This is a genomic window from Paraburkholderia rhizosphaerae, from assembly GCF_004366595.1.
In the GTDB taxonomy this organism is placed as follows: Bacteria; Pseudomonadota; Gammaproteobacteria; order Burkholderiales; family Burkholderiaceae; genus Paraburkholderia; species Paraburkholderia rhizosphaerae.
This window is the reverse complement of sequence record NZ_SORE01000042.1, coordinates 1-26,151: the sequence shown is the minus strand read 5'-3', so window position 1 is coordinate 26,151 and position 26,151 is coordinate 1. Positions and strand designations below refer to the sequence as shown.

25 protein-coding genes are annotated in these 26,151 nt (G+C 62.3%); 7 read left to right on the top strand and 18 right to left on the bottom strand.

Annotation, left to right across the window (positions count from 1 at the left end; genetic code table 11):
* Nucleotides 1–117 precede the first annotated feature (117 nt).
* The 6 genes from BX592_RS32045 to BX592_RS32020 form a co-directional block, all read right to left on the bottom strand.
* Entirely contained in the window at nucleotides 118–2,490 is a 2,373-nt protein-coding gene (locus BX592_RS32045) for a bifunctional diguanylate cyclase/phosphodiesterase (RefSeq protein WP_134197285.1), read from the bottom strand.
* Between the two features lie 587 nt (nucleotides 2,491–3,077).
* Complete coding sequence (locus BX592_RS32040) at nucleotides 3,078–4,007, bottom strand: PhzF family phenazine biosynthesis protein (protein ID WP_134197284.1); 930 nt, start codon at nucleotides 4,005–4,007, stop codon at nucleotides 3,078–3,080.
* A gap of 79 nt (nucleotides 4,008–4,086) precedes the next feature.
* Complete coding sequence (locus tag BX592_RS32035; RefSeq protein WP_134197283.1) at nucleotides 4,087–4,551, bottom strand: RidA family protein; 465 nt, start codon at nucleotides 4,549–4,551, stop codon at nucleotides 4,087–4,089.
* Between the two features lie 82 nt (nucleotides 4,552–4,633).
* Nucleotides 4,634–5,839: an aminotransferase-like domain-containing protein gene (locus BX592_RS32030; RefSeq protein ID WP_134197282.1), complete on the bottom strand. Its 1,206-nt coding sequence runs from the start codon at nucleotides 5,837–5,839 to the stop codon at nucleotides 4,634–4,636.
* Between the two features lie 149 nt (nucleotides 5,840–5,988).
* Nucleotides 5,989–6,897, bottom strand: a complete 909-nt coding sequence (locus BX592_RS32025) for a DMT family transporter (RefSeq protein ID WP_134197281.1) — start codon at nucleotides 6,895–6,897, stop codon at nucleotides 5,989–5,991.
* Nucleotides 6,898–6,959: 62 nt separating this feature from the next.
* Complete coding sequence (locus BX592_RS32020; protein WP_134197280.1) at nucleotides 6,960–7,646, bottom strand: VOC family protein; 687 nt, start codon at nucleotides 7,644–7,646, stop codon at nucleotides 6,960–6,962.
* 314 nt (nucleotides 7,647–7,960) lie between these two features.
* On the opposite strand from BX592_RS32020, the gene BX592_RS32015 reads away from it, so the two are divergent.
* Both BX592_RS32015 and htpG read left to right on the top strand, forming a co-directional pair.
* A complete protein-coding gene (locus tag BX592_RS32015; RefSeq protein WP_134197279.1) occupies nucleotides 7,961–9,415 on the top strand; it encodes an aminotransferase-like domain-containing protein in 1,455 nt (484 codons plus the stop codon).
* A 189-nt stretch (nucleotides 9,416–9,604) separates the two neighbouring features.
* Nucleotides 9,605–11,515, top strand: a complete 1,911-nt coding sequence (gene htpG / locus BX592_RS32010; protein WP_134197278.1) for a molecular chaperone HtpG — start codon at nucleotides 9,605–9,607, stop codon at nucleotides 11,513–11,515.
* Between the two features lie 125 nt (nucleotides 11,516–11,640).
* Here htpG and BX592_RS34720 read toward each other — a convergent pair whose 3' ends face one another.
* Nucleotides 11,641–11,907 carry a hypothetical protein gene (locus BX592_RS34720; protein ID WP_134197277.1) on the bottom strand — a complete coding sequence of 89 codons (267 nt, stop codon included), beginning with the start codon at nucleotides 11,905–11,907 and terminating at the stop codon, nucleotides 11,641–11,643.
* Nucleotides 11,908–12,084: 177 nt separating this feature from the next.
* Here BX592_RS34720 and BX592_RS32000 point away from each other — a divergent pair, with 177 nt between their 5' ends.
* The 4 genes from BX592_RS32000 (at nucleotide 12,085) to BX592_RS31985 (ending at nucleotide 15,756) form a co-directional block, all read left to right on the top strand.
* Nucleotides 12,085–13,932, top strand: coding sequence for a tetratricopeptide repeat protein (locus BX592_RS32000; RefSeq protein ID WP_134197276.1), 1,848 nt, complete (start codon nucleotides 12,085–12,087; stop codon nucleotides 13,930–13,932).
* A gap of 100 nt (nucleotides 13,933–14,032) precedes the next feature.
* On the top strand, nucleotides 14,033–14,416 hold the full coding sequence (locus BX592_RS31995; RefSeq protein ID WP_134197275.1) for a hypothetical protein: 384 nt from the start codon (nucleotides 14,033–14,035) through the stop codon (nucleotides 14,414–14,416).
* Nucleotides 14,417–14,527: 111 nt separating this feature from the next.
* A complete protein-coding gene (locus BX592_RS31990) occupies nucleotides 14,528–15,280 on the top strand; it encodes a chorismate--pyruvate lyase family protein (RefSeq protein WP_134197274.1) in 753 nt (250 codons plus the stop codon).
* A complete protein-coding gene (locus BX592_RS31985; protein WP_134197273.1) occupies nucleotides 15,280–15,756 on the top strand; it encodes a DNA-deoxyinosine glycosylase in 477 nt (158 codons plus the stop codon). Before BX592_RS31990 ends, BX592_RS31985 begins: the two co-directional genes overlap by 1 nt.
* Nucleotides 15,757–15,804: 48 nt before the next feature.
* On the opposite strand, the gene BX592_RS31980 is transcribed toward BX592_RS31985, so the two are convergent.
* The 11 genes from BX592_RS31980 to gspG all read right to left on the bottom strand — a co-directional run bounded on the left by BX592_RS31980 (nucleotide 15,805) and on the right by gspG (nucleotide 25,503).
* Nucleotides 15,805–16,212 carry a type II secretion system protein gene (locus tag BX592_RS31980; RefSeq protein WP_134197272.1) on the bottom strand — a complete coding sequence of 136 codons (408 nt, stop codon included), beginning with the start codon at nucleotides 16,210–16,212 and terminating at the stop codon, nucleotides 15,805–15,807.
* Between the two features lie 56 nt (nucleotides 16,213–16,268).
* Nucleotides 16,269–16,652 (bottom strand): type II secretion system protein, encoded by a 384-nt coding sequence (locus tag BX592_RS31975; RefSeq protein WP_134197271.1) that lies wholly within the window; start codon nucleotides 16,650–16,652, stop codon nucleotides 16,269–16,271.
* Nucleotides 16,653–16,659: 7 nt separating this feature from the next.
* A complete protein-coding gene (locus BX592_RS31970) occupies nucleotides 16,660–17,142 on the bottom strand; it encodes a type II secretion system protein (protein ID WP_134197270.1) in 483 nt (160 codons plus the stop codon).
* 1 nt (nucleotide 17,143) lies between these two features.
* Entirely contained in the window at nucleotides 17,144–19,459 is a 2,316-nt protein-coding gene (locus BX592_RS31965) for a type IV pilus secretin PilQ (RefSeq protein WP_134197269.1), read from the bottom strand.
* Nucleotides 19,460–19,510: 51 nt separating this feature from the next.
* Nucleotides 19,511–20,128: a hypothetical protein gene (locus tag BX592_RS31960; protein WP_134197268.1), complete on the bottom strand. Its 618-nt coding sequence runs from the start codon at nucleotides 20,126–20,128 to the stop codon at nucleotides 19,511–19,513.
* Nucleotides 20,125–20,709, bottom strand: coding sequence for a hypothetical protein (locus BX592_RS31955; RefSeq protein WP_134197267.1), 585 nt, complete (start codon nucleotides 20,707–20,709; stop codon nucleotides 20,125–20,127). Before BX592_RS31955 ends, BX592_RS31960 begins: the two co-directional genes overlap by 4 nt.
* Nucleotides 20,706–21,263, bottom strand: a complete 558-nt coding sequence (locus BX592_RS31950) for a PilN domain-containing protein (protein ID WP_134197266.1) — start codon at nucleotides 21,261–21,263, stop codon at nucleotides 20,706–20,708. The genes BX592_RS31955 and BX592_RS31950 overlap by 4 nt, the downstream gene beginning before the upstream one ends.
* Nucleotides 21,260–22,090 carry a hypothetical protein gene (locus tag BX592_RS31945; RefSeq protein ID WP_134197265.1) on the bottom strand — a complete coding sequence of 277 codons (831 nt, stop codon included), beginning with the start codon at nucleotides 22,088–22,090 and terminating at the stop codon, nucleotides 21,260–21,262. The genes BX592_RS31950 and BX592_RS31945 overlap by 4 nt, the downstream gene beginning before the upstream one ends.
* A complete protein-coding gene (locus BX592_RS31940; protein ID WP_134197264.1) occupies nucleotides 22,071–23,786 on the bottom strand; it encodes a GspE/PulE family protein in 1,716 nt (571 codons plus the stop codon). Before BX592_RS31940 ends, BX592_RS31945 begins: the two co-directional genes overlap by 20 nt.
* Nucleotides 23,783–24,922: a type II secretion system F family protein gene (locus tag BX592_RS31935; protein ID WP_166676520.1), complete on the bottom strand. Its 1,140-nt coding sequence runs from the start codon at nucleotides 24,920–24,922 to the stop codon at nucleotides 23,783–23,785. Before BX592_RS31935 ends, BX592_RS31940 begins: the two co-directional genes overlap by 4 nt.
* Nucleotides 24,923–25,077: 155 nt before the next feature.
* Entirely contained in the window at nucleotides 25,078–25,503 is a 426-nt protein-coding gene (gene gspG / locus BX592_RS31930) for a type II secretion system major pseudopilin GspG (protein ID WP_134197262.1), read from the bottom strand.
* A 434-nt stretch (nucleotides 25,504–25,937) separates the two neighbouring features.
* On the opposite strand from gspG, the gene BX592_RS31925 reads away from it, so the two are divergent.
* Nucleotides 25,938–26,129, top strand: a complete 192-nt coding sequence (locus tag BX592_RS31925; protein WP_208328011.1) for an RHS repeat domain-containing protein — start codon at nucleotides 25,938–25,940, stop codon at nucleotides 26,127–26,129.
* Nucleotides 26,130–26,151 lie beyond the last annotated feature (22 nt).

The following is a 26,151-nucleotide window of genomic DNA, read 5'->3' as shown; positions in this document are numbered from 1 at the left end:
TCCTGACCGGCAGTATTCGCGCGTGCCTGATTGATAGGCAGGTGATGCGCAATGACGCGCGGGCGGAACTGGCCGGACTCCGAAGCGCTTACCGCGCGCCGTCTGGTAGGGCGGAGTTCAGACGGACTGGCCGCTGGTACTCGGCGCGTCGCTGGTGCTGTCGTCGTCGCTGCGTTCGCGCGATGGCTGACGCGTGCGCATCCCACATACGCCAAAACGCTCGAGCAGCGCCGGAATTCCATCGGCCGGCACCGGCCGCGAGAACAGGAAGCCTTGCGCTTCGATATGCCCGAGCGCGGCGAGCCACGCGATCTGTTCTTCGGTTTCGGTGCCTTCGACGACCACGGTCAAACCGAGCGAGCGCGCGAGATTGACGATCGCGGTCACCATCACGCAGACGCTCCGGTCGCCCGGAATGGCCTGTACGAACGAGCGGTCCACCTTCAAGGTATCGACCGAGAAACGGTTCAGATAGGACAGCGACGAGTAGCCGGTGCCGAAATCGTCGAGCGCGATGCGCACGCCGAGGCGCTTTAACGCGAAGATCTTCTCCGATACGAGGTCCGGAAATTCCATCATCGCGGTCTCGGTGATTTCGAGTTCGAGGCGGCGCGCGGGGATGCCGCTATCCTCGATCGCGCGCGCGATCGTGTCGAACAGATCGCCGCGCCAGAATTGCACCGCCGAAATATTGACCGCGAGCGACAGCGATTCATACCCTTGCTGCTGCCAGATCGCAAGCTGCCGGCACGCGGTCTGGATCACGAAGTCGCCGATCGGCACGATCAGGCCAGTCGATTCGGCGACCGGAATAAATTCATTCGCTGGTATCAGCCCATGCTGTGGGTGGTTCCAGCGCACCAGCGCCTCGAAGCCGGTGATGCAGCGGCGCGTCAGGTCGATTTTCGGCTGATAGGCGAGGAACAACTGGCCGTCGGCGAGTGCAATACGCAGTTGCTGTTCCCACTTCATCAAATGGTCGGCGCGATGCGACAACTGCGGCGAGTAGAACTGGTAGCAGTTCTTGCCTGCATCCTTGGCGCTGTACATGGCGAGATCGGCCTTTTTCAGCAGGTCGATTTCGCTTTCGTTCGCAATCGAATACAGCGCGATGCCGATACTCGCATGCAGCACGAAGGTGCTGCCGCGTACTTCGAACGGTTTCGCGAATACGGCCGACGCCGCCTCGGCCGCCGCGACCGCGCGCTCTTCGACGTCATCGCCCTTGACGATCACGACAAACTCGTCACCGCCGATACGCGACAGCGTGCCTTGGTCGGAGACCGCGTCGGCCAGGCGCGCCGCGGTCATTTGCAGCACGATATCGCCGGCGTTGTGGCCGAGCGTGTCGTTGACGGTCTTGAAGTTGTCCAGATCGATAAACAGGATCGCGAGGCGCCCGACATTCGATGTCTGCGACACTTCATGATGCAGGATTTGCAGCGTCGAATAGCGGTTGCGCAGCCCGGTCAGCAGATCGTATTCGACCAGATGCGTCATCTCGCGCTCGCGGCCGAGTAGTTTGCCGATCAGCCCGGTTGCGACCGCGAAGAAACCGAGCATCGCGAGCGAGATAAAGCTCGCCATCAGCAGATAGACGTTGCGCGTATGGTTGTAGTCGGCAAATTCTTCGGCCTGCGACAGACCGACCAGCACGCCAAGCGGATAACCATCGATATGCCGGTACGAAACGATACGCGTGACCTTGTCGATCGGATCGATGTAGGTGCCCGACACATGCTCGGAGGTCGGATACGTGCCGCTCGCGGTGAATACGCCGGAGGCGCGCTCGTCGCTGCCGGTGCGGCGCGCGAGCACGGTGCCGTTGTCGGAGATCACCGCGATCACGCCGTCGCGGCCGATCGCCGCGTTGTTATAGAAGTCGCTCGTGAAGTAGCTCGGGTCTTCGGAGACCACCACGACGCCCGCGAACGAGCCGTCCTGGTGATTGAGACGGCGCGTCATCTGCAGCGTCCAGTGGCCCGATACGCGGCCTAGCACCGGCTTGCTGATGTACAACTGATCGTCGTTCTCGTGCTCATGTACCTTGAAGTGCTCGCGGTCTGACAGATCGATCGGTTTCGGATTCGGTTCGGCGGTGTTCGCGACGAGCTTGCCGTGCTCGTCGATCAACGATACCTGCACGAGCGTCTCGCTTTGCACGACGCCTTTCTCGACTGTGCTCGCCAGATCGAAGCGGCCCGGCGATTTTTCGAACTCGTATTTGACGAAGCGCGTGATCTGGTCGACCTGATGGATCGCCTTCACCGTATGTTGTTCGAGCGCAGCGGACAGAATACCGGCCGACGCCATCGCTTCCCGATAAGTGGACTCTTTCTCAACCGACAGGCGCGCGAAGATCACGGTCCACAGCAACACGAGCACCAGCACGCCGAGCGCCGGTATCGCGAGCAACGCGCGACGGCGCGAGGCGGCCGGATCGTGCCGGTGCCTGGCTTCGCGTGCGCTGGACGGTGGGAACTGATTCATCGAATGACCGTGACCCTGTGTCTGACGGCAGTGATTATGTTTCGATCGACGACCGCGCTATAGGTACCCGGGGGGGCTGCATGCTAAGCGAAGTACCGCAATTGCTGCGGAAAGCGGCGGGGGCGTCGTGCCGAACCATCCGGTGGTCATCGGTTACGTTCGATATTACTGAATGCCTAAGGATTAAGAAAGCGTTGTGGCATCGGGTATACGCGCGCTTCCGAAGGCGCGCGCAACGTGTTCCGACAGGCTGGACGAGCTGTCCGCAGAGCCGCGTCCGGCGGGCGTTTCGACGGCTGAACGCAAGGTGTCGGAGTAACCGTTCAGCGGTCTTTCCGTGGGCACTTGCATCAATAGGACCTGCCGCTGCAATAAGTTTGTATTCCGATGCGAACTAGCCGATGCTTGTTGCATGAAACGAAAGGAGGCGACGTGGTTTGCATAGCCGGTGTCTGCTATGCGAATTCGCTATACCGGCAATACATCAATTTATTTCAATTTCGTGAAGGCCGACTGTGTGGAGTCGAAGCTCGCGACGTGCGTTGCATGCGCGGTTCGCATCATGCGGTTAATGCGGCTAATGCGGCTTACGCAGGCACCCGTACCTTACCGAGCCGGAACGTGCCGTCGACGACGGTGACCGATGCGCCGCCAATCCAGACCTTGCCGGCTGCATCGTCATAGTGAACCGCGACGTCGCCCGCGCGGCCAAGCGCGGTCCCTTGCCGGACCGTGTAGCGCTCGCCCGGCCGACGCTGCTGCGCGCTGAGCAGGCAAGCGAGCGCGGCGTTCGCGCTGCCGGTCACCGGGTCTTCCCCGACACCGAATGCGTCGCCGGTCATCAGGCAGCGCACCTCGAATGTGGCGGGGCCGTCCGCCGGATGCGGACCGTATACGGCGACACCATGCGAGTCGACCGCGTGCGCGATGTCCGCGAGCGCACGGGCATCGGGATCGAGCGCAAGGCAGGCCGCCGCCGACGCGAGCCGCACGACGAGCCACGGCGCGCCATTGTTGACACCGTATGGCGGTGCGCTGAAGTCGATTGCATCGGTGCGCAATGCGGCGGTGAGCGCCGCGTGTTGCGTGCCGGGCAACGGCGTGATGTGCGCGGGCGGCGCGGCAAACGCCCATGCTGCGGTGTGCGGCGCGTCCGCGTTATCGGTTGCGCCGAGCGGCACGAGTTCGACCAGACCGACGCCGCATTGCTGAACCAGTCGCCCTGCTTGCCGCGGACGATAGCCGCTTTCGAGCAGTGCATGCGCGGTGCCGAGTGTCGGATGGCCCGCGAATGGCAGCTCGCGCGCCGGCGTGAAGATGCGCACGCGATAGTCGGCGGCCGGATCGGTCGGTTTGCAGAGGAACGTGGTCTCCGACAGATTGGTCCAGTGCGCGATGGCCTGCATCTGTTCGCTAGCGAGGTCGTCGGCATCGAATACGACGGCAAGCGGGTTGCCCTTGAACGGCACCGACGTGAAAACGTCGACCTGTTTGAAGCGGACCGTGCGAGAGGTCATCGGGCTTTCTCGTGAAGGGCAGGGACATGCGCTGCGAGCGGCCCGCGCGCGGCCGCTTCGCATGATTTGAATTGGGGCGTCAGGCGACTTCCGCGATCAGTTCAATCTCGACACACGCGCCAAGCGGGATCTGCGCGACGCCAAACGCGGAGCGCGCATGCTTGCCACGCTCGCCAAACACGTCGACGAAGAATTCGGATGCGCCGTTGGTCACGAGATGCTGCTCGGTGAACGCGAGCGTCGAATTCACGAGGCTCATCACCTTCACGATGCGCGTCACGCGGTTCAGATCGCCGACATGCGCGTGAAGCGTGGCGATCAGGTCGATTGCGATCGAACGCGCGGCGGCTTTGCCCTGTTCGGTCGTCAGGTTATCGCCGAGCTTGCCGACAAACGGCTTGCCGTCTTTCTTCGCGATATGGCCCGACAGATACACGGTGTTGCCGCTTTGCGCGCTCATCACATAGGCGGCGGCCGGTGCGCCGGCGGTCGGCAATTCGACGCCGAGTTCCTTCAGTTTGTCGTATACGTTTGCTTGAGCCATGACGAATCCTTTCGGCAAGTGGAAAAGGTGAATGGTAGCGCCGCCGGTTGCCGGGCGGCGCGGATGCGATTCCGGCGCGCTTTCAGATGCGTGCGCGTATCAGCGCCGCGAGGCGCGCGATCCCGGCATCGATTTTTTCGGGTGGCACGGTGACGAACGACAGGCGCAGCGTATTGCGCTGCGCTTCGTTCGCGAAGAACGGCGCGCCCGGCACGAATGCGACGTTTTGCGCGACCGCGTCTTCGAGCAGCTTCATTGTATCGATCGCGGCGGGCAGTTGTGCCCACACGAACATGCCGCCCTCGGGCCGATTCCACGTGACGCCTTCGGGCATATATCGCTCGAGCGCCGCGAGCATCGCCGCGCATTGCTCGCGATACAGCGCGCGAATGGTCGGCACATGCGTGTCGAGGAAGCCGTCCTTCACGACTTCGTGGACGATGCGCTGCGTGAAGCTCGGCGTATGCAGATCGGTCGCCTGCTTGGCCTGCACGAGTTTGAAGTGCAATTCTTCGGGCGCGATGATGTAGCCGACGCGCAAGCCCGGCGCGAGCACCTTCGAGAACGAACCGAGGTGCACGATGTGCTCGGGCGCCATCGACAGCAGCGTCGGCAGCGGCTCGCCGCGATAATCGAGCGCGCCGTACGGGTCATCTTCGACGACCGGGAACGCCGCGTTCTGCGCGAACGCGGCGAGCTCGCGCCGGCGCTCGAGCGGCAGCCGGCGGCCGGTCGGGTTCTGGAAATTCGGCTGCGCGTACAGCAGCCGCGCGCCGGCGGTCAGCTCGGGCGTCAACGCCGCTGGGATCAGGCCGGCGTCGTCGGTGGACAGCTGCACGTAGTGCGGCTCGTACAGCGAGAACGATTGCAACGCGCCCAGGTAGGTCGGCGTTTCGACGAGCACCGGGCTTTGCGGGCACACCAGCACTTTGCCGAGCAGATCGAGCGCTTGTTGCGAGCCGGTCGTGATCAGCACCTGGCTGGCACGGATCTGCACGTTGCCTTGCGAATAGCGCGCTGCGATCCATTCGCGCAGCGGCATGTAGCCTTCAGTGGCGCTGTATTGAAGCGCGGCCGCGGGCGCATCGCGCAAGATCCGGTCGGACGCCGCGCGCATCTGTTCCGCGGGGAACGTGACCGGCGCCGGCAAGCCGCCTGCGAACGAAATGACCTCGGGCCGTTCGGTAACCTTAAGGATTTCGCGGATGGCGGAGCTGGTGAGCTTGCGCGCGCGTTCGGACAGTTGCCACGAGCGCGCGCTCACGTTGGTCAGGTCGCTTTGGTCCATGTTGTCGCTCCTCATCGGCGAGTGTTGATGTGATTCCTGAATGATGCTGAAACCGCGCCGCGCGAAACGTGCGGATTGAAACGGTGATCATGGGTTTGCCCGGCGCAATCGCGTCGCACGTCGCGCCGGGACTTGCGCGCAGGGTCCGTTTATCCCGCGCGTACCGCGCGCGGCGCCGGATGCACGACCGCGCGGCGGCCCAGCATCACGGTCGCAATGACCGCGGCGGCGAACAGCCACGTCGACGGCGCAACGCTTTCGCCAAAGAACAGCGCCGAAAAAGCCATCGTGAAGAAGATTTGCAGCAGTTGCACCTGGCCGACCCGCGCGATGCCGCCCATCGCGAGTCCCGCGTACCACGCAAAGAAGCCGAGAAACTGCGAAAAGAACGATACGTAGCCGAACGCGAGCCAGACTCTCATGGGCACCGGCGCCGCGTGCAGCAGATGTTGATGCCATGCGAGCCACGCAACCGGCGGCACGAGAAACGGCGCGGAGACGACGAGCGCCCAGCAGATCACCTGCCAACCGCCGATCTGCTTCGCGAGGCGCGCGCCTTCCGCGTAACCGAGCGCGCCGATGCCGACTGCGACCAGCATCAGCAGATCGCCGGCCTGTAATGCACCGTGGCCCGCCTGCAGTGCAAACGCGACGACGATTGCGCTACCCGCAACCGCGCTGAGCCAGAACAGCCTGGACGGCCGCTCATGCGACAGCCACGCCGCGTAGATCGCGACGCACAGCGGCTGCAGGCCGTTGACCACCGCGCCATGCGACACCGGCACGTACTTCATCGACCACGCGGAAAATACCGGAAACGCGATGATCACACCGAGCGACACGACGCACAGGCTTTTCAACTGCGCCCAGTTCGGCAGGCGTTCGCGGCGCCATGCGAGCAGCACGCCCGCCGGCACGGATGCAACCAGCGCGCGGCCGAGGCCGTTTAACAGCGGATGCCATTCGGCGACGACGATGCGCGTCATCGGCAGCGTGAGACTGAATACCATCACGCCGACGAGGCCGAGCAGCATACCTTGGGTTTCGCGCGAATTCATGGCGTGCGGATCTCCGATCGGTGTTATCTGTTGCAACGGCGCGCGGACCGCGCCGGGACGGCTTATTTGAGCGTGCGCATACCGCTCGGTGTTTCAAATTCGGCGAGTAGCGCGGGCGTGCTGCCGGTATTGACGAGCTTGATCAGATGCGCGGCGCCGAGCCAGTCGAGTTGCGCGGCGATCACGTCGGCGCGCGGATGCATCGCGCTGAGCGACTTCAACGCAATGCCCGATTCAGGCAGGCGCGCCGACGGATGCAGCGCCGTGTCCCACTGGATCAGGCTCGGCAGGATGCCGTCGCCGGCGTTCTGCCAGCTCGGGAACGCGCCATCGTCCGGCACCGTCAGGCTCCACGTAAAATCGCCGCGTGTCATCGGCACGACCGGCGCAATTCGTTGTGGGTATTGCGCTCGCCAGCGCGCGAGGTCTTTCGGCCGTTCCACCCGCGCGACCCAGTGCGACAGGTACGGGCCATTCGCGACGCGTGCGGCGACCGCCGGATCGTCGAGCGCGAACAGGCGGGCACGCGCGGCGCCGGCCGCCGGTTCGGGCGCGTCCGGATCGACCGCGATCACCTCGAGATACGTGCCGTCCCACAGATTCAACAGCCGGTTAGCGGTGCGCATCAGCGGATGCGTACCGCCGCCGGACGGCGCGACGCCGAGCGCGTCGGCGACATATTGCGTGCCTTCGTCGAGCGTGCGGGCCGAGACGACGAGATGATCGAGGCGAAGCGAATGGACAGTCATGGTGGATCGAAAGAACAGTTGTGACGCGGCGGGGCGGACAGCAATACGTTGCGCGGTGGCGCACGTGATTGCGGTGAAATGTTCAAGAATACCCGCTCAGGTGGCGGCCGGGCTATGCGCAGCGCCGCAGCCTGGGTATTTAAAGTTTCCTCCGGTAAATCCATCGCGCAAGCGGCTGCCACGCGAACCCGGGCAACCGTCGAGGCCGGACCGGTCCCAGTTTTCGCGTCCAATGAAAGTCGAATGTAGCGTCTGCTACCAACACAGTAACGGTACAATCGCGCAGGTAGTCTTCTGTACAGTTGGAGTCACCCATGTCCGTCCCGCTCGAACAGATCCCCGCCCCGCACGACGCGTCGTCGCTGACGCTGGTCGATCAACTCGTCCAATGGGCGCGCCGCCGCATCGACGAACGCGTGTTTCGTCCCGGCATGCGCATGCCGTCGATCCGCAAGCTCGCGATTGACAAAGGCGTGTCGCGCTTTACCGTCGTCGAGGCGTACGAGCGGCTTGTCGCGCAGGGCTATCTGGATTCGCGGCGCGGTTCGGGCTTCTATGTGCGCGAACGTCTGGCCGCACCGATGCCGGGCGAGCGTCGCGCGGCGAGCGAGGCCGCGCCTGGCCCGAGCACGATCGACGTGGTCTGGCTGTTGCGCAATATGCTGCATACGTCGACGCAACCTGAACGCGGACCCGGCCTCGGTTATTTGCCGTCGCGCTGGCTGGACGGCGAACTGATCACCGGCGCGCTGCGTACGCTCGGCCGTCAAAGCGGCGCGCAGATGCTCGGCTTCGGCACGCCGCAAGGGTTTCTGCCGTTGCGCCAGCAATTGCAGACGCGGCTCGAGGAACTCGAGATCGGCGCATCGCCCGAGAGCATCGTGCTCGTGTCCGGCATCACACAAGGCATCGACCTGCTGTCGCGGCTCTATGTGCAGCCCGGTGACGCGGTGATCGTCGGCGATCCGGCATGGTTCCAGATGTTCGGACGCATCGCGTCGCAAGGCGCGCACCTGGTCGGCATGCCGTACACGCCCGAGGGCCCCGATCTCGACGCGCTCGAAACGCTCGTGCAGACCTGGCGGCCGAAAATGCTCGTGATCAATTCGGTGCTACAGAATCCGACCGGCACGTCGCTGACGGCTGCACAGGCGTTTCGCATCCTGCGTCTGGCCGAGGAGTACGACTTCATTGTCGTCGAAGACGATATCTACGGCGACCTGTGCCCGCCCGGCTATCCGGCCACGCGCCTCGCGAGTCTCGATCAGCTGAAACGCGTGATCTACATGGGCAGCTTTTCGAAGACGCTCGCGGCGAACCTGCGGGTCGGCTTTATCGCGTGCGCGCCGGAGATTGCGCAGGCGGTGGCGGACCAGAAGATGCTCGTCAACATGACGACGCCGGAACTCAACGAGCGCGTGCTGTACAAAATCCTGACCGAAGGACACTACCGGCGCCACGTCGAACGGCTGCGCGCGCGTCTGGACGGCGTGCGCGACAAGGCGTGCCGGATGCTCGAAAAGACGGGCATGCGGTTGTTCCTGACGCCCGGCGCGGGCGTGTTCGTATGGGCCGATACCGGCGTCGACGCAGATGCGCTGGCCGCCGCCGGGCACGAAGCCGGCTTCCTGCTGACGCCGGGCAGCCTCTTTTCGCCGCAGCAGTCGCCCACCACGTGGATGCGTTTTAATGTCGCGAATTGCGGCGACCCGGCGCTGCCCGCGTTCCTCGGCGAGTATATGGACAGCGTGATGCGGCGCGCGTCATGACCCCTTGAAACCCGCCGTCTAGCCCCCATTTGGGCGGGCGATCGGCGTGCGCGGCGGTGTGCGCCGCAGTATGTATCTCGACCGTGTGCCGGTCCCGCGCGCCGCATGCGCGCAGCGCATCGCTGTTCAGCGCGTGCCGGCGTTCCGCCTGAATTCCGAATCAACCCGCAACAGAGAGGACCTCCGACCATGGCACAACAGACCATGAGCTTTCAGGCAGAAGTGAAGCAGCTTCTGCATCTGATGATCCATTCGCTGTACAGCAACAAGGAAATCTTTCTGCGTGAGCTGATTTCGAACGCATCCGATGCCGCCGACAAACTGCGCTTCGAAGCGATCGAGAACAATGGGCTGTACGAGAACGATCCGAACCTGCGCATTCGCGTGTCGTACGACAAGGCCGCGCGTACGGTGACGATCGACGACAACGGCATCGGCATGAGCCGCGACGAAGCGATCTCGAACCTCGGCACGATTGCGCGCTCGGGTACGAAGGAGTTCTTCGGCAAGCTGTCGGGCGACCAGCAGAAGGATGCGGCGCTGATCGGCCAGTTCGGCGTGGGCTTTTATTCGGGCTTTATCGTCGCGGACAAGATCACCGTCGAAACGCGCCGTGCGGGCTTGCCCGCGTCGGAAGGCGTGCGTTGGGAAAGCGCGGGAGAGGGCGATTTCGCGGTCGATACGATCGAGCGCGCGCAGCGTGGCACGACGATCACGCTGCATCTGCGTGCCGACGAGGACGACTTGCTGTCGTCGTACCGGTTGAAGTCGATCATCCAGAAGTACTCGGATCACGTCGCACTGCCGATCCTGATGCAAAAGGAAGAGTGGGACGCGGAAAAGAGCGAGATGGTCACGAAGGACGAAGACGAGACCGTCAACCAGGCGAGCGCATTGTGGACGCGCGCGAAGAGCGACATCACCGACGAGCAGTACAAGCAGTTCTACCAGCACCTGTCGCACGATCATCAGGACCCGCTGACGTGGACGCACAATCGCGTCGAAGGCCGCAGCGAGTATACGCAGCTACTGTATGTGCCCGCGCATGCGCCATTCGACCTGTGGAATCGCGAGCAGCGCGGCGGACTCAAGCTGTACGTGAAGCGCGTGTTCATCATGGACGACGCCGAGCAATTGCTGCCGGTGTATTTGCGTTTCGTGAAGGGCGTGGTCGATTCGAGCGATTTGCCACTGAACGTGTCGCGCGAACTGCTGCAGGAAAGCCGCGACGTGAAGTCGATCCGCGAAGGCGTGACCAAGCGTGCGCTGTCGATGCTCGAGGACGTCGCGAATCTTGAAGCCGATGGGGAAACCGACGCGGACAAGCAGAAGTACGCGGCGTTCTGGAAGGAGTTTGGCCAGGTCCTTAAGGAAGGCGTCGGCGAAGACTTCGCGAACAAGGACCGCATTGCGAAGCTGCTGCGCTTCGCATCGACGCACAACGATACCGACGAGCAGAACGTGTCGCTGGCCGCGTATGTCGCGCGGATGAAGCCGGAGCAATCGAAGATCTACTACGTGACGGCAGATACGTGGCAGGCCGCGAAGAATAGCCCGCACCTCGAAGTGTTCCGCAAGAAGGGCGTCGAAGTGCTGCTGTTGACGGACCGCGTCGACGAATGGATGCTGTCGTTCCTTAACGAGTTCGACGGCAAGCCGCTCGCCAGCGTCGCGCGCGGCGACCTCGATCTGGGTCAGTTGAATGACGAGGAAAAGCAGGCGCAGGAGAAAGTCGGTGAAGAGCTGAAGCCGCTCGTCGAGCGGATGAAAGAAGCGCTGAAGGACAAGGCGAAAGACGTGCGCCTGACGTTCCGCCTGACCGACTCGCCGTCGTGCCTCGTCGCCGACGAAAACGATATGAGCGGCTACCTGCAGCGTATGTTGAAGGCTGCCGGGCAGAAGGCGCCGGCCATGCAGCCGATTCTCGAAGTGAACCCGGAGCATCCGCTCGTGAAGGGCCTGCATACCGATAGCGCGAACTTCGACGACTGGGCGCATCTGCTGTTCGACCAGGCATTGCTGGCCGAAGGCGGCGCGCTCGAAGACCCGGCGAGTTTTGTGAAGCGGACTAATGCGTTGCTGCTTGCGCGTGCGGGCTGAACCGGCGGGCTGAACCGCGTCGATTTGGCCGTGCTGTGATCGCGTGGTTCTGAAGTCTGAAAATGCGCTGCTTAGGCAGCGCATTTTTTATTGGTTGATCAAAAGACGCGAGACGGCCTGCCGGCTCACCGTGCCGGAGCGCGTTCGTTGATATTGCGCACCTGCGAAAGGACGGACCCCGCGAGTTCCTTCGCTTCATGGCATGCGTGCGCATCGGCTAGCACCTTCGAGGCTATCTTTCCGATTGCCGTACTCGTGTGCTTTGAAGTGTGATGCTGTGCAAGCGCCGATCCGGCGAGTTCTTTTTCGATCGGAGAGGCATTGAGTTTCGCGAGTATCACAGCGGCGAGATGCGCGATCCGATCCGATGTTTCTTTCGAATTCTTAATCAATTTCTACTCCGTTAAGATTTTTTGTGATTAACGAGATGAAGTTCAATTGGCCAGATTGAACGACCGGTTAAGTATGGTTTACTAACTAAAAATTTTCAACGAAACTATGTCGTTCGTATTGGTGTGCGTGGCGTGGGAATCTGGCTGTCTGTTTGATTTGAAGTGAGGGTGTTTTAGATGTTGCAAACGCTGTCTGTGCAGGGCACGGAGCCTTTGCGGGTGGTTTGCGAGACGCTGCGCGAACGAGGCTTCGATGCGGCCGAAGCGTGCGCAAGAGCGCTGGTGGCGGACGGTGCGTCGCCGCAGCTCCATGCCGACCTTTGTGCGAGCGCGGGGCGTTTCGAGCATGCGTACCACAGTGCGTCCGCGGCGAACGCGGAAGCGTATCCCGCCGATCGCTTCGTGAGGCTCGCGCTATTCGCCGATCTCAACGGCCATCATGCGGTGGCCGCCGCGGCCGGCGCGCGGGCGATTGACATGGCGCCGCCGGAACGGTCGATCGCATGGATTGCGTGGATCATCGCGCAATGCGGCGCACCAGCAGCGGCGATTCACCTGCTGCACGCTTATGAAAAGCGAGTGCCTAACGATGCGCGAGCAGCGTGGTGGTTCGCGCAGGTGCTTGCCTCGGTGCACGGCGAAAGTGCCGCGGCAGAGCGCCGCGACGCGGTACTGCGTGCCTATGCGCTCGATCCGGACCTCCATCCTGCACTGCCACTGCACGCTGCGCTCGCGTTGCGCGAACGGCGCGACTGGGACTCGGTCATGCAAGTCGCGCGCCGTGCACTGTCGCGCAATCCGGCGGACGCGGAACTCGCCTGGCAACTGAGCCATGCGCAATGGCAGTTGGGCGATGCGCGGCAGGCGGAAGCGACGATGCGCGTGGTCGACGCGTCTGTGCCCGGTAACGCGGCGGTACAGGCTGCAATCGGCATGTATCTGGCGGAGCAAGCGCGCTATGGCGATAGCGAAGCCGCGTTGCGGGCGTCGCTCGCGCTTGACCCTGCCTGCGTCGAGGCGGCCGTCGATCTCGCTGAACTCGAACTGCGGCGGGACGACTGGGCGAGCGCATGGCCGCGTTACGAAGCGCGGCTTGCTCGCACCGACCGTGAAGCGCGCAACATCGTCAATGTGATGGCCGGGCACTACCCGCGATGGCGCGGCGAGCCGTTGTTCGGCAAGACGCTGGTGGTGCATAGCGAGCAGGGCAACGGCGACGATCTCCAGATGGTGCGCTTTCTGCCGCGGCTCGCCGCGCGGGTGCGCGACGAAGGCGGGCGTGTGGTGCTGGCCTGCCGGCGTCCGTTGCACCCGCTGTTCGCGCGATTCATCGAGCCGTGCGTCGCGATCGAAGACGGCTTGCCGGGCGACGCGCACTACGCGTTGCCGATGATGAGCGTGCCGTTCGCGATCGGCTTGCAGCCGGAGCAGGTGAGTGGCGCCGCGTATCTGCACGCTGACGAAAACCCGCGCGCGTTGTGGCGCGATCTCGTTCGCGCGCAGGCGCGCTCACGCGCTTGCGCGGGCGAACCCCTGCTGCATGCAGGGCTCGTCTGGTCGGGCAGCCCGACGCATCGGCGCGACGCGCAGCGGTCGATTCCGCTCGAAGCGTTACTGCCGCTGCGGTCGTTGAAGGACGTGATGTTTCACCCGCTAACGCCTGGTAAGGAAGTCGAAACCGAAACGCTGGCGCAACTCGGTTTCAGCGTGTGCAACCTGACTGGGCATTATCGACAAGGCTTCGACGATGTTGCCGCGCACGTCGCGGCGCTCGACGTCGTGGTGACCATCGACAGCGCGCCGTTGCATCTCGCGGGTGCGTTGGGGCGTCCGGTGCTCGCGATGCTCGACCATGTGTCGCATTGGTGCTGGGGTATCGGCGAAACGCAGCGCTGGTATGACTCGGTCGAACTGTTCCGGCAGCCGGCTCCGGGCGCATGGGCGCCGGTGGTCGAGCGGATAACCGGGCGGCTTGCGGACGGTCGGTATTCTGCGCGGCATCAGCGAACAGAAACGGTCAGATAACGGAGCGTATGCGCACATAACCTGTTCTTCAGCCGGACCGCGAGTGTGTGCGGTTCAGCACGGTGAATTTGACCTTGTCACATGGGAACAGGAGAACGAAATGCCGATTACCGTTGCGGGAGATGACCTTAACCTCAAGTCGGTCGATTGGGACCATCTGCTCACCGAGCATGGGCTGGCAGGCTGCGGCGCCGCGATGGCGAACGGCTGGCAGCGCAAATCGAAGTGGTTTGCGGCCGGCGACGATGATGCTATCAAGCAGGAGGTCCATGACGCGTTTGACGAATTCCGGCAACAAGCGAAAGCGACGCCCACCGGCACCGTCACGTTGGCGCAGGACGCTAACCTTCGGTCCGTCAGGGATGTCAACGTTGGAAAACCGATCGGATCCGGTGTCAACGGGAATAGCACTTCAACCGTGAGACTGGTCATGGAAGTCAAGCACTCGGGCGATACGCACATCGTCACGGCCTTTCCGTACTGAAGCGGGAGTGTTCCGGATGGTTCTGGCGGGAATGGGGTACTGAGGCCACAACGTCGGCGACGGCCGCCGGCCTCACTGCGCCGGCTTGCCTCGCACCCTATAATCGGGTGCATGTCTATCCGTTTCGATCCTGCCGACGCGCATTGGCGCGTCGCTCCGCTTCCCGGTTTCACTTCCGACCAGAAAGACTGGCTGACGCGCGGCGGCTCGCTGACCGCGCACTTGCGCACGCTCGGCGCCGTTGCGGTGCGTGTGACGCGCGAAGCCGTGACGGTGCCCTGGGCGGATGAAGATCGCGCACTGGACATCGCACCGCGCGCGCCGGTGTGGGTGCGCGAGGTAGTGTTGTCGGTGGACGGCACGCCGTTCGTCGCAGCGCATAGCGTCGCGCCGGTTGCCGCGAGCGCCGGCGTCTGGCAGGCCATACGGCGGCTGCGCACGCGCCCGCTTGCCGAACTGCTGTATAGCGATAGCAGCGTTGCGCGCTCGTCGCTAGTGAGTCGGCGATTGACGGCGAGACATCCACTGTTTCGGCTGGCCGCGCGTGAGATCGATCGCTGCAACGAGGGCAATCCGCATACGCTGGTCGCGCGCCGCTCGGTGTTCGAGCGGCATGGTGCGCCGTTAATGGTCACCGAATGCATGCTGCCCGCGCTGTGGGCGCGTCTTGCGGCGCGCTCGGCGGGGGCGCGGGTGGCGCAGCAGCAACGGCATATTCCGCGCGAACACGGTCGGCCGCTCGAGCATACGGCGGCGCGCTCGCATCAGGGCGGAGCACATGCTGCGGCTGGCGTGGCGCGCAGCGCGGTTCGCGAGGCCGCGAGCGGCGTAGCCATTCACCCGGATAGCGAGACAGAACGCTAATGCTGCGCGGCTTTCCACCTGTCGTCGCCGGTCACACGCATACGCTGATCCTCGGCAGCTTTCCGGGCGGGGCATCGCTTGCGGCGACGCAGTACTACGCTCATCCGCGCAACCAGTTCTGGAAACTGCTCGGTGCGGTGATCGGCGAACCGCTCGCCGAACTGGACTATCCGACTCGCCTCGAACGAGTACTCAAGCATGGAATCGGCGTCTGGGACGTGCTTGCCGCGTGCACGCGCGAAGGGAGTCTCGACGCGGCGATTCGCGACGCGACGCCGAATGATTTTGCGTCATTGCGCGAGTACGCGCCGCGCCTCAGCAAGGTCTGCTTCAATGGCAAGACTGCGGCGCGATTCGAACCGGTCATTGCCGCGGCCGGGTATCAAACCCTGGTACTCCCGTCGTCTAGCCCGGCCCATGCAGCGCTTTCGTTCGAGCAGAAGCTGTTGTCGTGGCGACGCGTGATCGACGGCTGACGAACTGATTGCAACTTTGTTCGTCATGATGTGTCGTTTGCCGCAGCTTCACCGAGCATCGACGAACTGCCAGTCCTGATACCGGCTGGCTCGCGCGAACGACGCGTTGTCCACGTCGAAGCCAGTTGTCTTCAGCGGTCTTTGCTGCGACATGCTTTGCACGCCTCGCACACCGCCCTCCGGAGAAGCGATCGACATGAACGGTTCTCCAGTGATCGGGTCCGGATAGAGTGCGCGCAGATAGCGGCGCGTCACCGGATACCGCGGATCGCGCAGCAGGTCGTCGAGTTTTTCCGGGTATCGTCGGCTGCCGACGGGTGTCGCAAGGACATATTGCCGGATAGCGTTTCGATACAGGCCGCCTATATAAAGCAGATCCGCTTCACGGGTGCGCTGGCCGGAAATCCGCATATTCTCCAGCAGCCTGCCGACCCCCAGCGTGATGAGCAGCACCATCATCAGTGTCCAGAAATACGTGACGCCTCGCTGGCGCGACAAGAACGTGCGGCGGTTCACCATGAGCGGTACTCCGACCCGTCCTGCGCTTTTCCTTGCGCTCCACTCTTCACATCGACGACGGTTTTATCGTCGTCGCCTGTACCCAAAACCGGAATCCATGTGTCCGACCGGCTCGTGACCGGGTCCAGTGGCAACGCACGCAGATAGTGCCGTTCGCTGAGCAGCACAAGCTTTTCCGGATAGTGGCCCGTATCGCTGTAGTACTCGTCCAACGCACGGCGCAAGACGGACAGGTTTTCCTTCAATGCCGCCTCCTTCGCGCGATCGGTCTGGTGAATGTAGCGCGGCGCGACGATCGACAGAAGCGTCGCGACAATCGCGAGGACGACGAGCAGTTCGATCAGCGTGAACGCATCGCTTTTGCCGTGTGCACGCATCCTGGGGTCACCATTTATGGTAAGGAATGCCGTTGAGCCCGTTGCCGTTGCTGCGCGAATGCACGTCATAGATATCGTCGCCTTCTTGCGGATCGTCCGGCTCGCTTGCATAACTGCGTTTGCCCCAGTCGTCGCCAGCCGGGCCTTGGGATGTCGGACTCATCGGGTCACGCGGTATTCGCCGCAGAAAGAAAATTTTCCGGCCCTTCGGATCGCGCATGTCGGTCACGCCTTTTACCAGTTCATCGAGCGATTCCGGGTATCCGGTCGACTCGGCCGAGCGTGCAATCCGGCCTTCGTCGCCGGCCTGTTTGTAGGCATCGATCGCCGCGCGAATCTCCCGTAGCGCCGCTTTAAGGTCGCGTTCCTTCTGACGCTGAATCTGCATATGTGCAATGGGTGTGACGACTGACGCGATGATGGCCACCAGAGCCACGGTGACGACCATCTCGATCAGCGTGAAGCCGGTTTGGAATGGTTGACGCTTCATTTCACGGCGACACGATGATCGGTCTGGGCAGCGCGACCGCCGCTGAAAGCGGTGCGTTGCTTGCGTTTTCGACATGGAGATTCTGCAATGAAAGATTGACTGGTCCATTGGAGGGAGGGTCTGTCTCGAGCGATATCGCGGCGAGCGGACCGTCAGACTGTGTGACCTTGCCGATTGCAATATGAAGCCCGTTACCCTGCGGCTTTGCGTCGATCAGTACACCGCTATGCGGTTCGACCTTCAATAACCGCAAACCAGGCTGATCCAGTACCAGATCCAACTCCGCTCTTTGGAAGCCGCGACCGGTTGCCAGCAGGTCGACGACAAACACGCTATTTCGCGCGACCTGCGACGGTGCATTCAGGCCGAACTGGACGACGTCGAGACCATCTTGCGATGTCGCTGGCGACGCGACGGCGCCTCGCGGCGGGGAAGAGGGTATCGGACTGATGTCGTTCACCGATGCAGGACGTGCATAGGCGCGATCGATCGCGGCGGCCCCCGATCCCACGCTACCCGTGTCGCTGTATTGCGCCGCAGGCGTCAGGCGTAGCGGTTGCGTCGAAATCTGTTCGGCGGTCCCACTCGGAAACGCTTGTGCATAGGCGTCCGGCATCGCGAGTGAACGCGTCAGATGCGGCGTGATCAGCAGAACGATCTCAGATCGGGTACTGCTATCGCTGTCGTTCGAAAAAAGACGTCCAAGCACCGGAATCTTGCCGATGCCCGGAATATGGCTGCCCGACGTCTGACTCTCGCTCTTGATCAGTCCCGCTAGCGCTTGCGTCTCGCCTTCATGAAGACGCAGCACGGTGTTCGCGTTTCGCGTGCCGATCTGATAAGCGAGCAACCCGGTCGATGAAGACCGGACCTCCTTGACGATATTGCTGACCTCTAACGCGACGCGCATCGTTACATCGTTATCGACATGTATTTCAGGTTCCACCTCGAGCTTGAGCCCTACGTCGAGATAGTTGATCGACTCCGTGATCGCACTGGACGTCTGGTTAACGGTGGAGGTAATTACGGGCACCTTGTCGCCGATCAACACGCTCGCCTTTTCGTGGCTTAGTACACGGATGCGCGGATTGGCCAGCGTACGCGTGCTGCCGCTGATCTGGCGCAGGTTGAGCACGGCGATCGGGTCGGGAAAGGTCAACGGGAAACTATTCCGGTTCAGATTTCTCAGCTGGTCGATCGTCAGGCTCGCGGGTACGCCGGCGGGTCCGACGAGGCTTGCGCTGACGCTGGTCGGAAACTGGATGCCGACGTTGACCAGATCGTTCGAATTGACCTCGAGCACCTCGACTTCGAGTATCACCTCGGGGCTAGCAATGTCGTACAGGTCCAGCAACCGGACGATCGCATCCTGTACCGGTTCGGTGTCGCGCACCACTAGCATCTTCAGGCGTTCGTCGACATACATCGATTTCGGCGCCACGAGCGTGCGTAGCATGTCCTGCAGTTTTCTTGGGTCGCCGCTATTCAGATAGTACGAGCGGACGATCAGGTCTTCGTAGCGCTTGCGCTTTTCTTCGGTTGCCGGATAGATGAGCAACGTCGTGTCGTTCAGTACCTTCCTGTCCAACTGAGAAGTCTGCAGGATCAGGTTCAGCGCATCCGCGATCGTCGTATCGCGTGCGTAAAGGGTCGCGCGCAGATCGGCACTGACGTCCTTGTCCAGCACGAAACCGATACCCGATGTCTGCGTGAGAATCGACAGCGCAGAGCGGATATCGACATCCTTGAGTTCGAGCGTCACGGGCTTTTGAAGCGCCGCGTTCAGTGCCGGCAACAGCAACGCGTTGCGCGTGTGGTGCGAGTCCAGTTGCCGCAATAGCCGGCGGGCGTCGACTTGACCGGGACTTTCGGCAAGGATCGCGTTGAGCAGTTGACGTGCTGTCGCGGCATCGCCTTTGGCGTATGCGGCTCGGGCGTCGCTCAGCTCGATTTTTTCCCGTGTCTCGCGCTCGATCAGTTCGATACCGCGCGACGCTTCGACGTTGTGCGAGTCGAGCTGGAGCACCTGCCGATACGCGTCGAGCGCTTCGTCCGTACGGCCTGCGTACCGGAAAGACGCCGCCTGTCGCATGATGGACCGGACCTCGCGGTCGCGTTCGGCGATGTATTTCATCCGGTACTGTTCCGGATTCGCTTGCGCCGCCTGTTGCAGGCGTGTCAGGCCTTCGCTGACTTTGCCTTCGCTGATCAGGTTCGTGCCGTCACGCCACTGGCTATAACCGGCGCATCCGCTGATCGCAATGAGGACCACGCTGGTAGACGCGATCCGCACGAAATGTCGACGGTAGATGGACATCAGCCGGCAACCCCGCTGCCGACACTACGGTGAGTACCCATTTGCTGAGGTTTAATCTGTGGTTGTTTCACCTGCATGACTCGCAAGAAAGCGCTGACCGACCTGCGCAGGTGCGGCGCCGATAGCGGCGCTTGCGTTGTCACTTTCTGCCGTCGCGATGTGCCGCGTTTCTCCGGATTGCAAATCGCGCAGCGTAATGTCCGCTGCGGAAATCGCGTCGATCCGCCAGCGGCCGTTCAGTACGCCGCCTGTGTCGAGTGCCACCGCGCTGCCATTCGTTGCGAAAAATACCTGGGTCCGTTCATCCTGTATCAGGCGGCCCAGATAAACGATGTCCGGCTGTGCGGCAGCGCTTCGCATCGGCGGCGGCAATGGTGGCGTCGAACCTGCCTGCGTGCTTGCGTCTTGCCGTGGTAACGGAGGGTTTTGCGCAGTCGCCCCGGCAGCGGGTTCCGGTATCTCGGGTTCCGGCAATGCGCGCCGGCGCCACGGATGCACGTCCGGCGGCGCGTCGCCGCGAGCAACCCGGGGTTCGCGTGTCTCGCGCGCGAGCTTTGTACTAGCTGGCCCGGGTGCTTCGACCGGTTCGGGGCGCAGCAGCATCACAGTGCAACCTGCTGCCGTTGCGATCAGTGCAAGTCTCAGGGGCGGCGAAAGAGTGAGGTTCATGTCGACGCTTTTGCGTTTGCCCGAAAGTACATGTGAATATCCAGCCTCTGTCGGAGTGCGCCTTTGTCGCTTTCTTCGGCACCCTTGCTGTACGCGAGACGCGAGATTGCCAGATTGGCGAACGCGTTCAGCATCATCTGAAGGAACCGGCGCTGCTGTTTTTCATTACCTCGCACGTCCATTCCGACGGTCACGCGCGTAATGGGCAGGCCAGGCATCGGCTCGTACCGATAGTGTGCCGAGGCGATCATGACGCCGCTTTTTTCGGCGAGCAGGTTCAACGAACGTAGCTGCTCCGTGCATCGATCGAAAGCGGGCAACGATGCGACGAAATCGCCCGTCAAATCGTCGGGCGCGTGCGGTACCGCGCCTGGTCCCACCGGATCATGCGCGATGTCGCCTGAAATCCGTTCAGCGATCTGCCGGGTTTCACGTTGCAGCGGCAAGTCGATGACGCCCATCAGTCCGGCCCACAGCATGAGAAGACCGGCCGCGGTAGTGCGTTGCCAGTTCATCCCGTTTGCAATGCGCTTGAGATGCCAACGGCTGATGCGCCAGAATCGGAGCAACGTCGCGTTCACGGTCGCTTCCATTGAGCTGCCAGCGAAAACCTGACGCTGCCGGAAAGACCGGGCGGTAGCGGCGGGGAAGGCGCAGCGCCGCTGCCGCCCGGTGCGTCAGTGCCGTCGTTTCGCGTCTGGCTGACAAGTTGCACTGACGACCACAACGAATCGTTCTGCAGCGCGGCGAGCAGATCGAAGACGCGCTGTGCGTCGGTCGCCGCACCCTGGATGCGCATGCGTTGTGCAGCGACCCCGTCCGGTCCGAGCTCGAGCAGGTCGACGCCCGGTTTGGTTGCGCGCTGCAGGCTGTCAAGCACGTCGTTCCATGGGTAACGCATTTCCTCAAACACCTGCGTCAGCACCGGAGACGGCGCAGCGGCAATACGATGGCCGCGGCCGCCGGCGACCGTTTGAGTTTGACGGGGCCGCGCGAGCAATGCTTCGCGCTTGTGCAACAGACCGTCGCGCCACCAGAGCGCGTGCAGGCAACCCGCTAGCGCGACAACACAGGCCAGCGACGAGCGCGTGGCCCACCGATGCCGGCCAGAAAAATCCCAGCGTAGGCGCGTCATCGGCACTGCCCACACAGCGCATAGGCGAGGCGCGGGTCGTCGTCGGGGGCGAGATCCGGCAACGTCAACCGTGCGTTAGCCGGTGCGTTCGTGTCCGCCGCGGGGAACACGCGGAATCCGTCGAGCCTGGCCGCTCGCGTTCGATCCGGCGAATACGGTTCAATCGCTAACGATGCAATCCGGCCCCGGTCGTAGTCCACGCGCAGCAGACGCTCGCCTTCGATGAGCGCGAGCACGCCGGTTTCTGCGTTGAACTGCTCAACATAACGATTCCAGACTACGCTCAGCATGGGAACGATACGGCCGATCCGGCAGTGGCACCGACGGGTGGACACAGTGATGAGGCTAACGATTGCGTGTGGAACGAGAGCGGCCATGCGTGGCTGCCCGTACGCAATCGGGCCCAGTCGAAGCTGGTACGCTGCAAAGTTCCGCGTGTCACCCGGAAACTGTTGCGCGAACATCGCGGCCGCGAGGGTCTCGCAAAAAGAATCGCTTGCGAGGCGATCGTCCCAAGGCAAGAGCAGATAGCGCACGTGGGCGATACTCATAAACCAGTTAATCGTCGCCCGGATGTGATGCATGCGCAGCCACGCTTCGATTTCAGCGAGAATCGGCCCGATATCCGTCGCGTCGTGGTGCTGCGAAGCGGCAGAAATGACGGCCTTCATACGGACGACACGCTGAAGCGGGCCGGCGCTCGCGCACGCGGCGGCCCAGTTTTCGCCGATATAGATGCATAGCCGCTCGCGACGGCCGACACCGATCGGCAGGCGCTGTATCCGTGCGGTCAACGCATGGAGTTGCCTACTCAGCGAAAGTGACACGATTGATTTCTTCGAGGGTGGTTTGTCCGAGACGCACGGCGTCGATCGCCAGCTCCCGCATTGAGCGCATACCGCGCTGGCGCGCCATTTCCTTGAGCTGTGCCGCAGGCAGCTGCTGAAGAATCGCTTCGCGCAACTCGTCGTCCAGCACGAGGACTTCGGTCAATGCACGGCGGCCACGATAGCCGCCGCCGCGGCAGCTCGCACACCCAGTACCTTTCATTAGCGTGTAGCCGGAAAGCTGATCTCGCATCATGTGCGATTCGCGCAATTGCGTGTCGTCGGGTAAGAATGGCGCCGCGCACTGCGGGCAGTTCAGCCGCACGAGTCGCTGCGCGACGATGCCGTTGAGTGCGGTGACGAAGCTGTATGGATCGATCTGCATATGCCGGAACCGGCTCAGCACGTCGAACACGTTGTTGGCATGCACCGTCGTGTAGACGAGGTGCCCCGTGAGCGCCGCCTGAATCGCAATCTCCGCAGTTTCGCGATCGCGGATTTCACCGACCAGAATCCGGTCGGGGTCGTGACGAAGTATCGAGCGCAGACCGCGTGCGAAGGTCAGCCCCTTCTTTTCGTTGACCGGAATCTGCAGAATGTCTTCGAGCTGGTACTCGACCGGGTCTTCGATGGTGATGATCTTGTCTTCGCCGCGTTTGATTTCCGACAGCGTCGCATAGAGCGTCGTGGTCTTCCCGGAGCCGGTCGGGCCCGTGACGAGCAGCATGCCGTAGGGCTGGTTCGCCAGTCGGCGCATCACGTCGCACGTCGATACATCGATTCCCAGCATGTCCAGATTCAACTGGGCGATGTCGGACGTCAGCGATTGACGATCCAGTATGCGCAGCACGGCGTCCTCACCGAAGAGCCCGGGCATCACCGATACGCGAAAATCGATCTCGCGACTATCGATGGACACCGAAAAGCGTCCGTCCTGAGGAATCCGCTTTTCGCCAATGTCCAGTTCCGCCATCACCTTGAGACGCGAAACGACCTGCTCGGCGAGCGCGGGGTCCGGTAGTGCCCGTGCGGTCGACATGACACCGTCGATGCGGTACTTGATAGTCAGTCCACGCATCGAGTTCTCGAAATGGATGTCCGAAACGCGATTTCGATGCGCGTCATAGAGCGTCGAATTCACGAGACGGACCACCTGGCTTTCGTTGCTCGCGATCGACGTCAGCGAAATTTCTTCGATATCTTGCGCGGCCGCGTTCGCGTCGTCGAGGCGGATCAGCTGCGACAGCGCTTCTTGATGAGCGTCGAAACGGGCAAGCAGTGCCTTCAGTTCGGTGGGATGCGCAATCGCGAGATCGAAGTAGCCGGTGATGCGGTAGCTCGCCAGCGTGGTTAGCGCGCGGTTCCACGGATCGTCGCAGACGAAGACCGGGTAGATATGCTCCTGTATGGCCGCATGTTCGTCTGCCGCTTCGCGCAGCACGACGCAGTTGTGCGTCAGACATTCTGCATAACTGAAGCCGGAGAAGTCCGGGGCCATCGTCGTCATCCCGGCCAGGCTGAGTACTTGCGATCGGCATGCGTGGCCGGCAAGTTGCAAGGCGTCATCGGCGGAAAGTCCACCGATGTTTTCCAGCGCGACGATGACCGGCGTGCCGTCGGTACGGGCAAGCGCCTGCGCACGTGCGATGAGTGTGTCGCGTGCGTCAATGGCGTTGTCAGGCGCTCGCTCGCTCATTGCAGACTTCCCGCCAGATCGAAGATGGGCAGGTACAGAAGCACCACGATGAGCCCGATGCCCAGTCCCATAAGCAGCATCAGAACCGGTTCGACGAGACGGGAGAATCGTTCGACCCACTGGCTGATCTCACGCTCATGAAACAGCGCCGCCTGTTCGAGCATGCCGGCAATTTGTCCATTTCGCTCGCCCGCGCGCAGCAGGCGCTGCGCGATGGGCGTCAGCAGGTCCGTTTGCTGCAGGCTTTCGCTCAGCGTCTTGCCTTGTGCGATACATGCCATCGACCGTGCGAGTCCGCTCTGCAAGGCACCGCCCAACAGATGGCGTGTAATGTCGAGAGCGGGCAACAGGGCCACGCCGCCATGAAGGAGCATGCTCACGGAACGATAGAAACGCGCCAGCTGGGACAGCTTCAGGATTTGACCGATCCAGGTCAGTCGAGCGGTCAATGCGACGCATTTTTGCCGCACGGCAGGCTGCATGAGTGCCGCGATAATGGCGGTCAGCGCGGCGGCAACGCAGAGCGTGGATGCGACGGCATGGTCGCTGACGAGAAGCCCGAAGCCGATCAGCCAGCGCGACATAGCAGGCAGCTCCACGTGCGTCATTCCGTCGTACACGTGTCCGAAGCGCGGTGCCAGAAAACAGATAAGGAAGAACGCGACAGAGACGCCGACAAGCAGAAGCATCGCTGGATAGAGCGACGCCGATATCAGCTTCTGCCGAACCACGCTTACCTGGGCGTGGTATTGAAGATAGCGCTCAAGCGCCTGCGGCAATTCGCCGGTGTGCTCGCTCGCGGCCAGCATCGCGACGAACAGGCCCGGGAATTGGTCCGGATAGTCGTTCAACGCGGACGATAGCGACTTTCCCTGTTGCATCGAAAGGATCAGGCCGGACAGGACGCGGTGATCATTTTCGACCATGGCCGTTGCGCTTTTGCCGCGCCGCGAGCGCTCATCGAGCGCCTCGAGCGACTCGGTCAACGTGAGCCCCGCGCGCAATAGCGCCAACAACTCGCACGCGAACAGCGACACATCGAAACGTGCAGCGCGCAGCCGGCTGACGACCGAAAAATGCGGACGAGACGAATCTGCGGCGCGGACGTGAGCTGCACGCACTTCGACGACTTGCATGCCCAATGTCCTCGCGTGCCGTGCAGCTTCCTGTTTCGCGTCTTCGTAACGTGATGCAAGCAGGTCGTGCTGCCGCAGTTCTCCTCGGGCGCTCAGGCCTAACCAGACAAATTTCGTCATAAGCGTAAAGCGGTGCGCTACCGGTTACCCGTTTGTCAATTTCCGACTTCGGCATCGGGCTTGTCTGCTGACGGTGCTTTGTCGGCGCCATCAGAGACGATGTCGTAATCGCTATTGCGCGCACCTGGGGATGCGTAGCGGTACGGCTTGCCCCACGGATCGAGCGGTACGGGCTTGCTGAGGTACGGTCCGTTCCAGCCCGGTGTGCCGTCCGTAGGCGGCGACATCAGCAAAGGCAGCCCTTCCTGAGTTGTCGGGTAACGGCCGATATCGAGCCGTAACTGGTCGACTGCCTTATTCAGCACATCGATCTGGGCCTTTGCCGTGGTGACCTTGGATTTATCGACGTTGGCAAATAGCCGCGGACCGACGATTCCGGCCAGCAGGCCGATGATGACCAGCACAACCAGCAGTTCGAGCAGAGTAAAACCTCGTTCACTTCTTCCTGCTGTATTTCGCATGGTTGACGGGTGCGCGTGGAAAAGGAATGGGCGGAAGGGCTGACGGTTTTGGGTAGCGGTGTCTATGATGTCGGGCCGTGCGGCTTTCGCGTTTTGGCTGCGCAGTTTATCATGGAACTAGTTAATAGAGCGAATGATTTATATCTCGAAATTAAGATGGCCAAATGAACTCGATGATTCACGGATGAACCGCGGAAAATTAGCTGATTTAGTCAGCGAAACGAGCTTATTTAGCGTATTTGGTGTTGCCGTGGAGGTTGGCGATATGTAATATTCCGATCCGTTTAGGGCCGGAATTTATCGGCAATTGGTATTTGAATTAGTTAGGCATCTTGATAAAAAATATGAGAGAAAGGTCTGTCGTTGTTTCGTTGTGTCGGCGGCGCGAGGTATTGCAAAGCCGGTCGCGTAAGCGGGTGTGTCGAGCGGTCGGTGTGGTAGGCGCCATCGTGTTGCTCGTGTCCGCGGCAACCGCGTTTGCCGCGAGCAATGCGACCTACACCTATGACGCGCTGGGGCGATTGACGAAGGTCGTCTATACCGACGGCTCCAGAACATCCACCGTCACTTACAACTACGACGCGGCGGGTAACCGCACGAGCGTGGTCAGCACGTCGCCTTCCTGATTCCAGAGGGTTTTCCATTTTC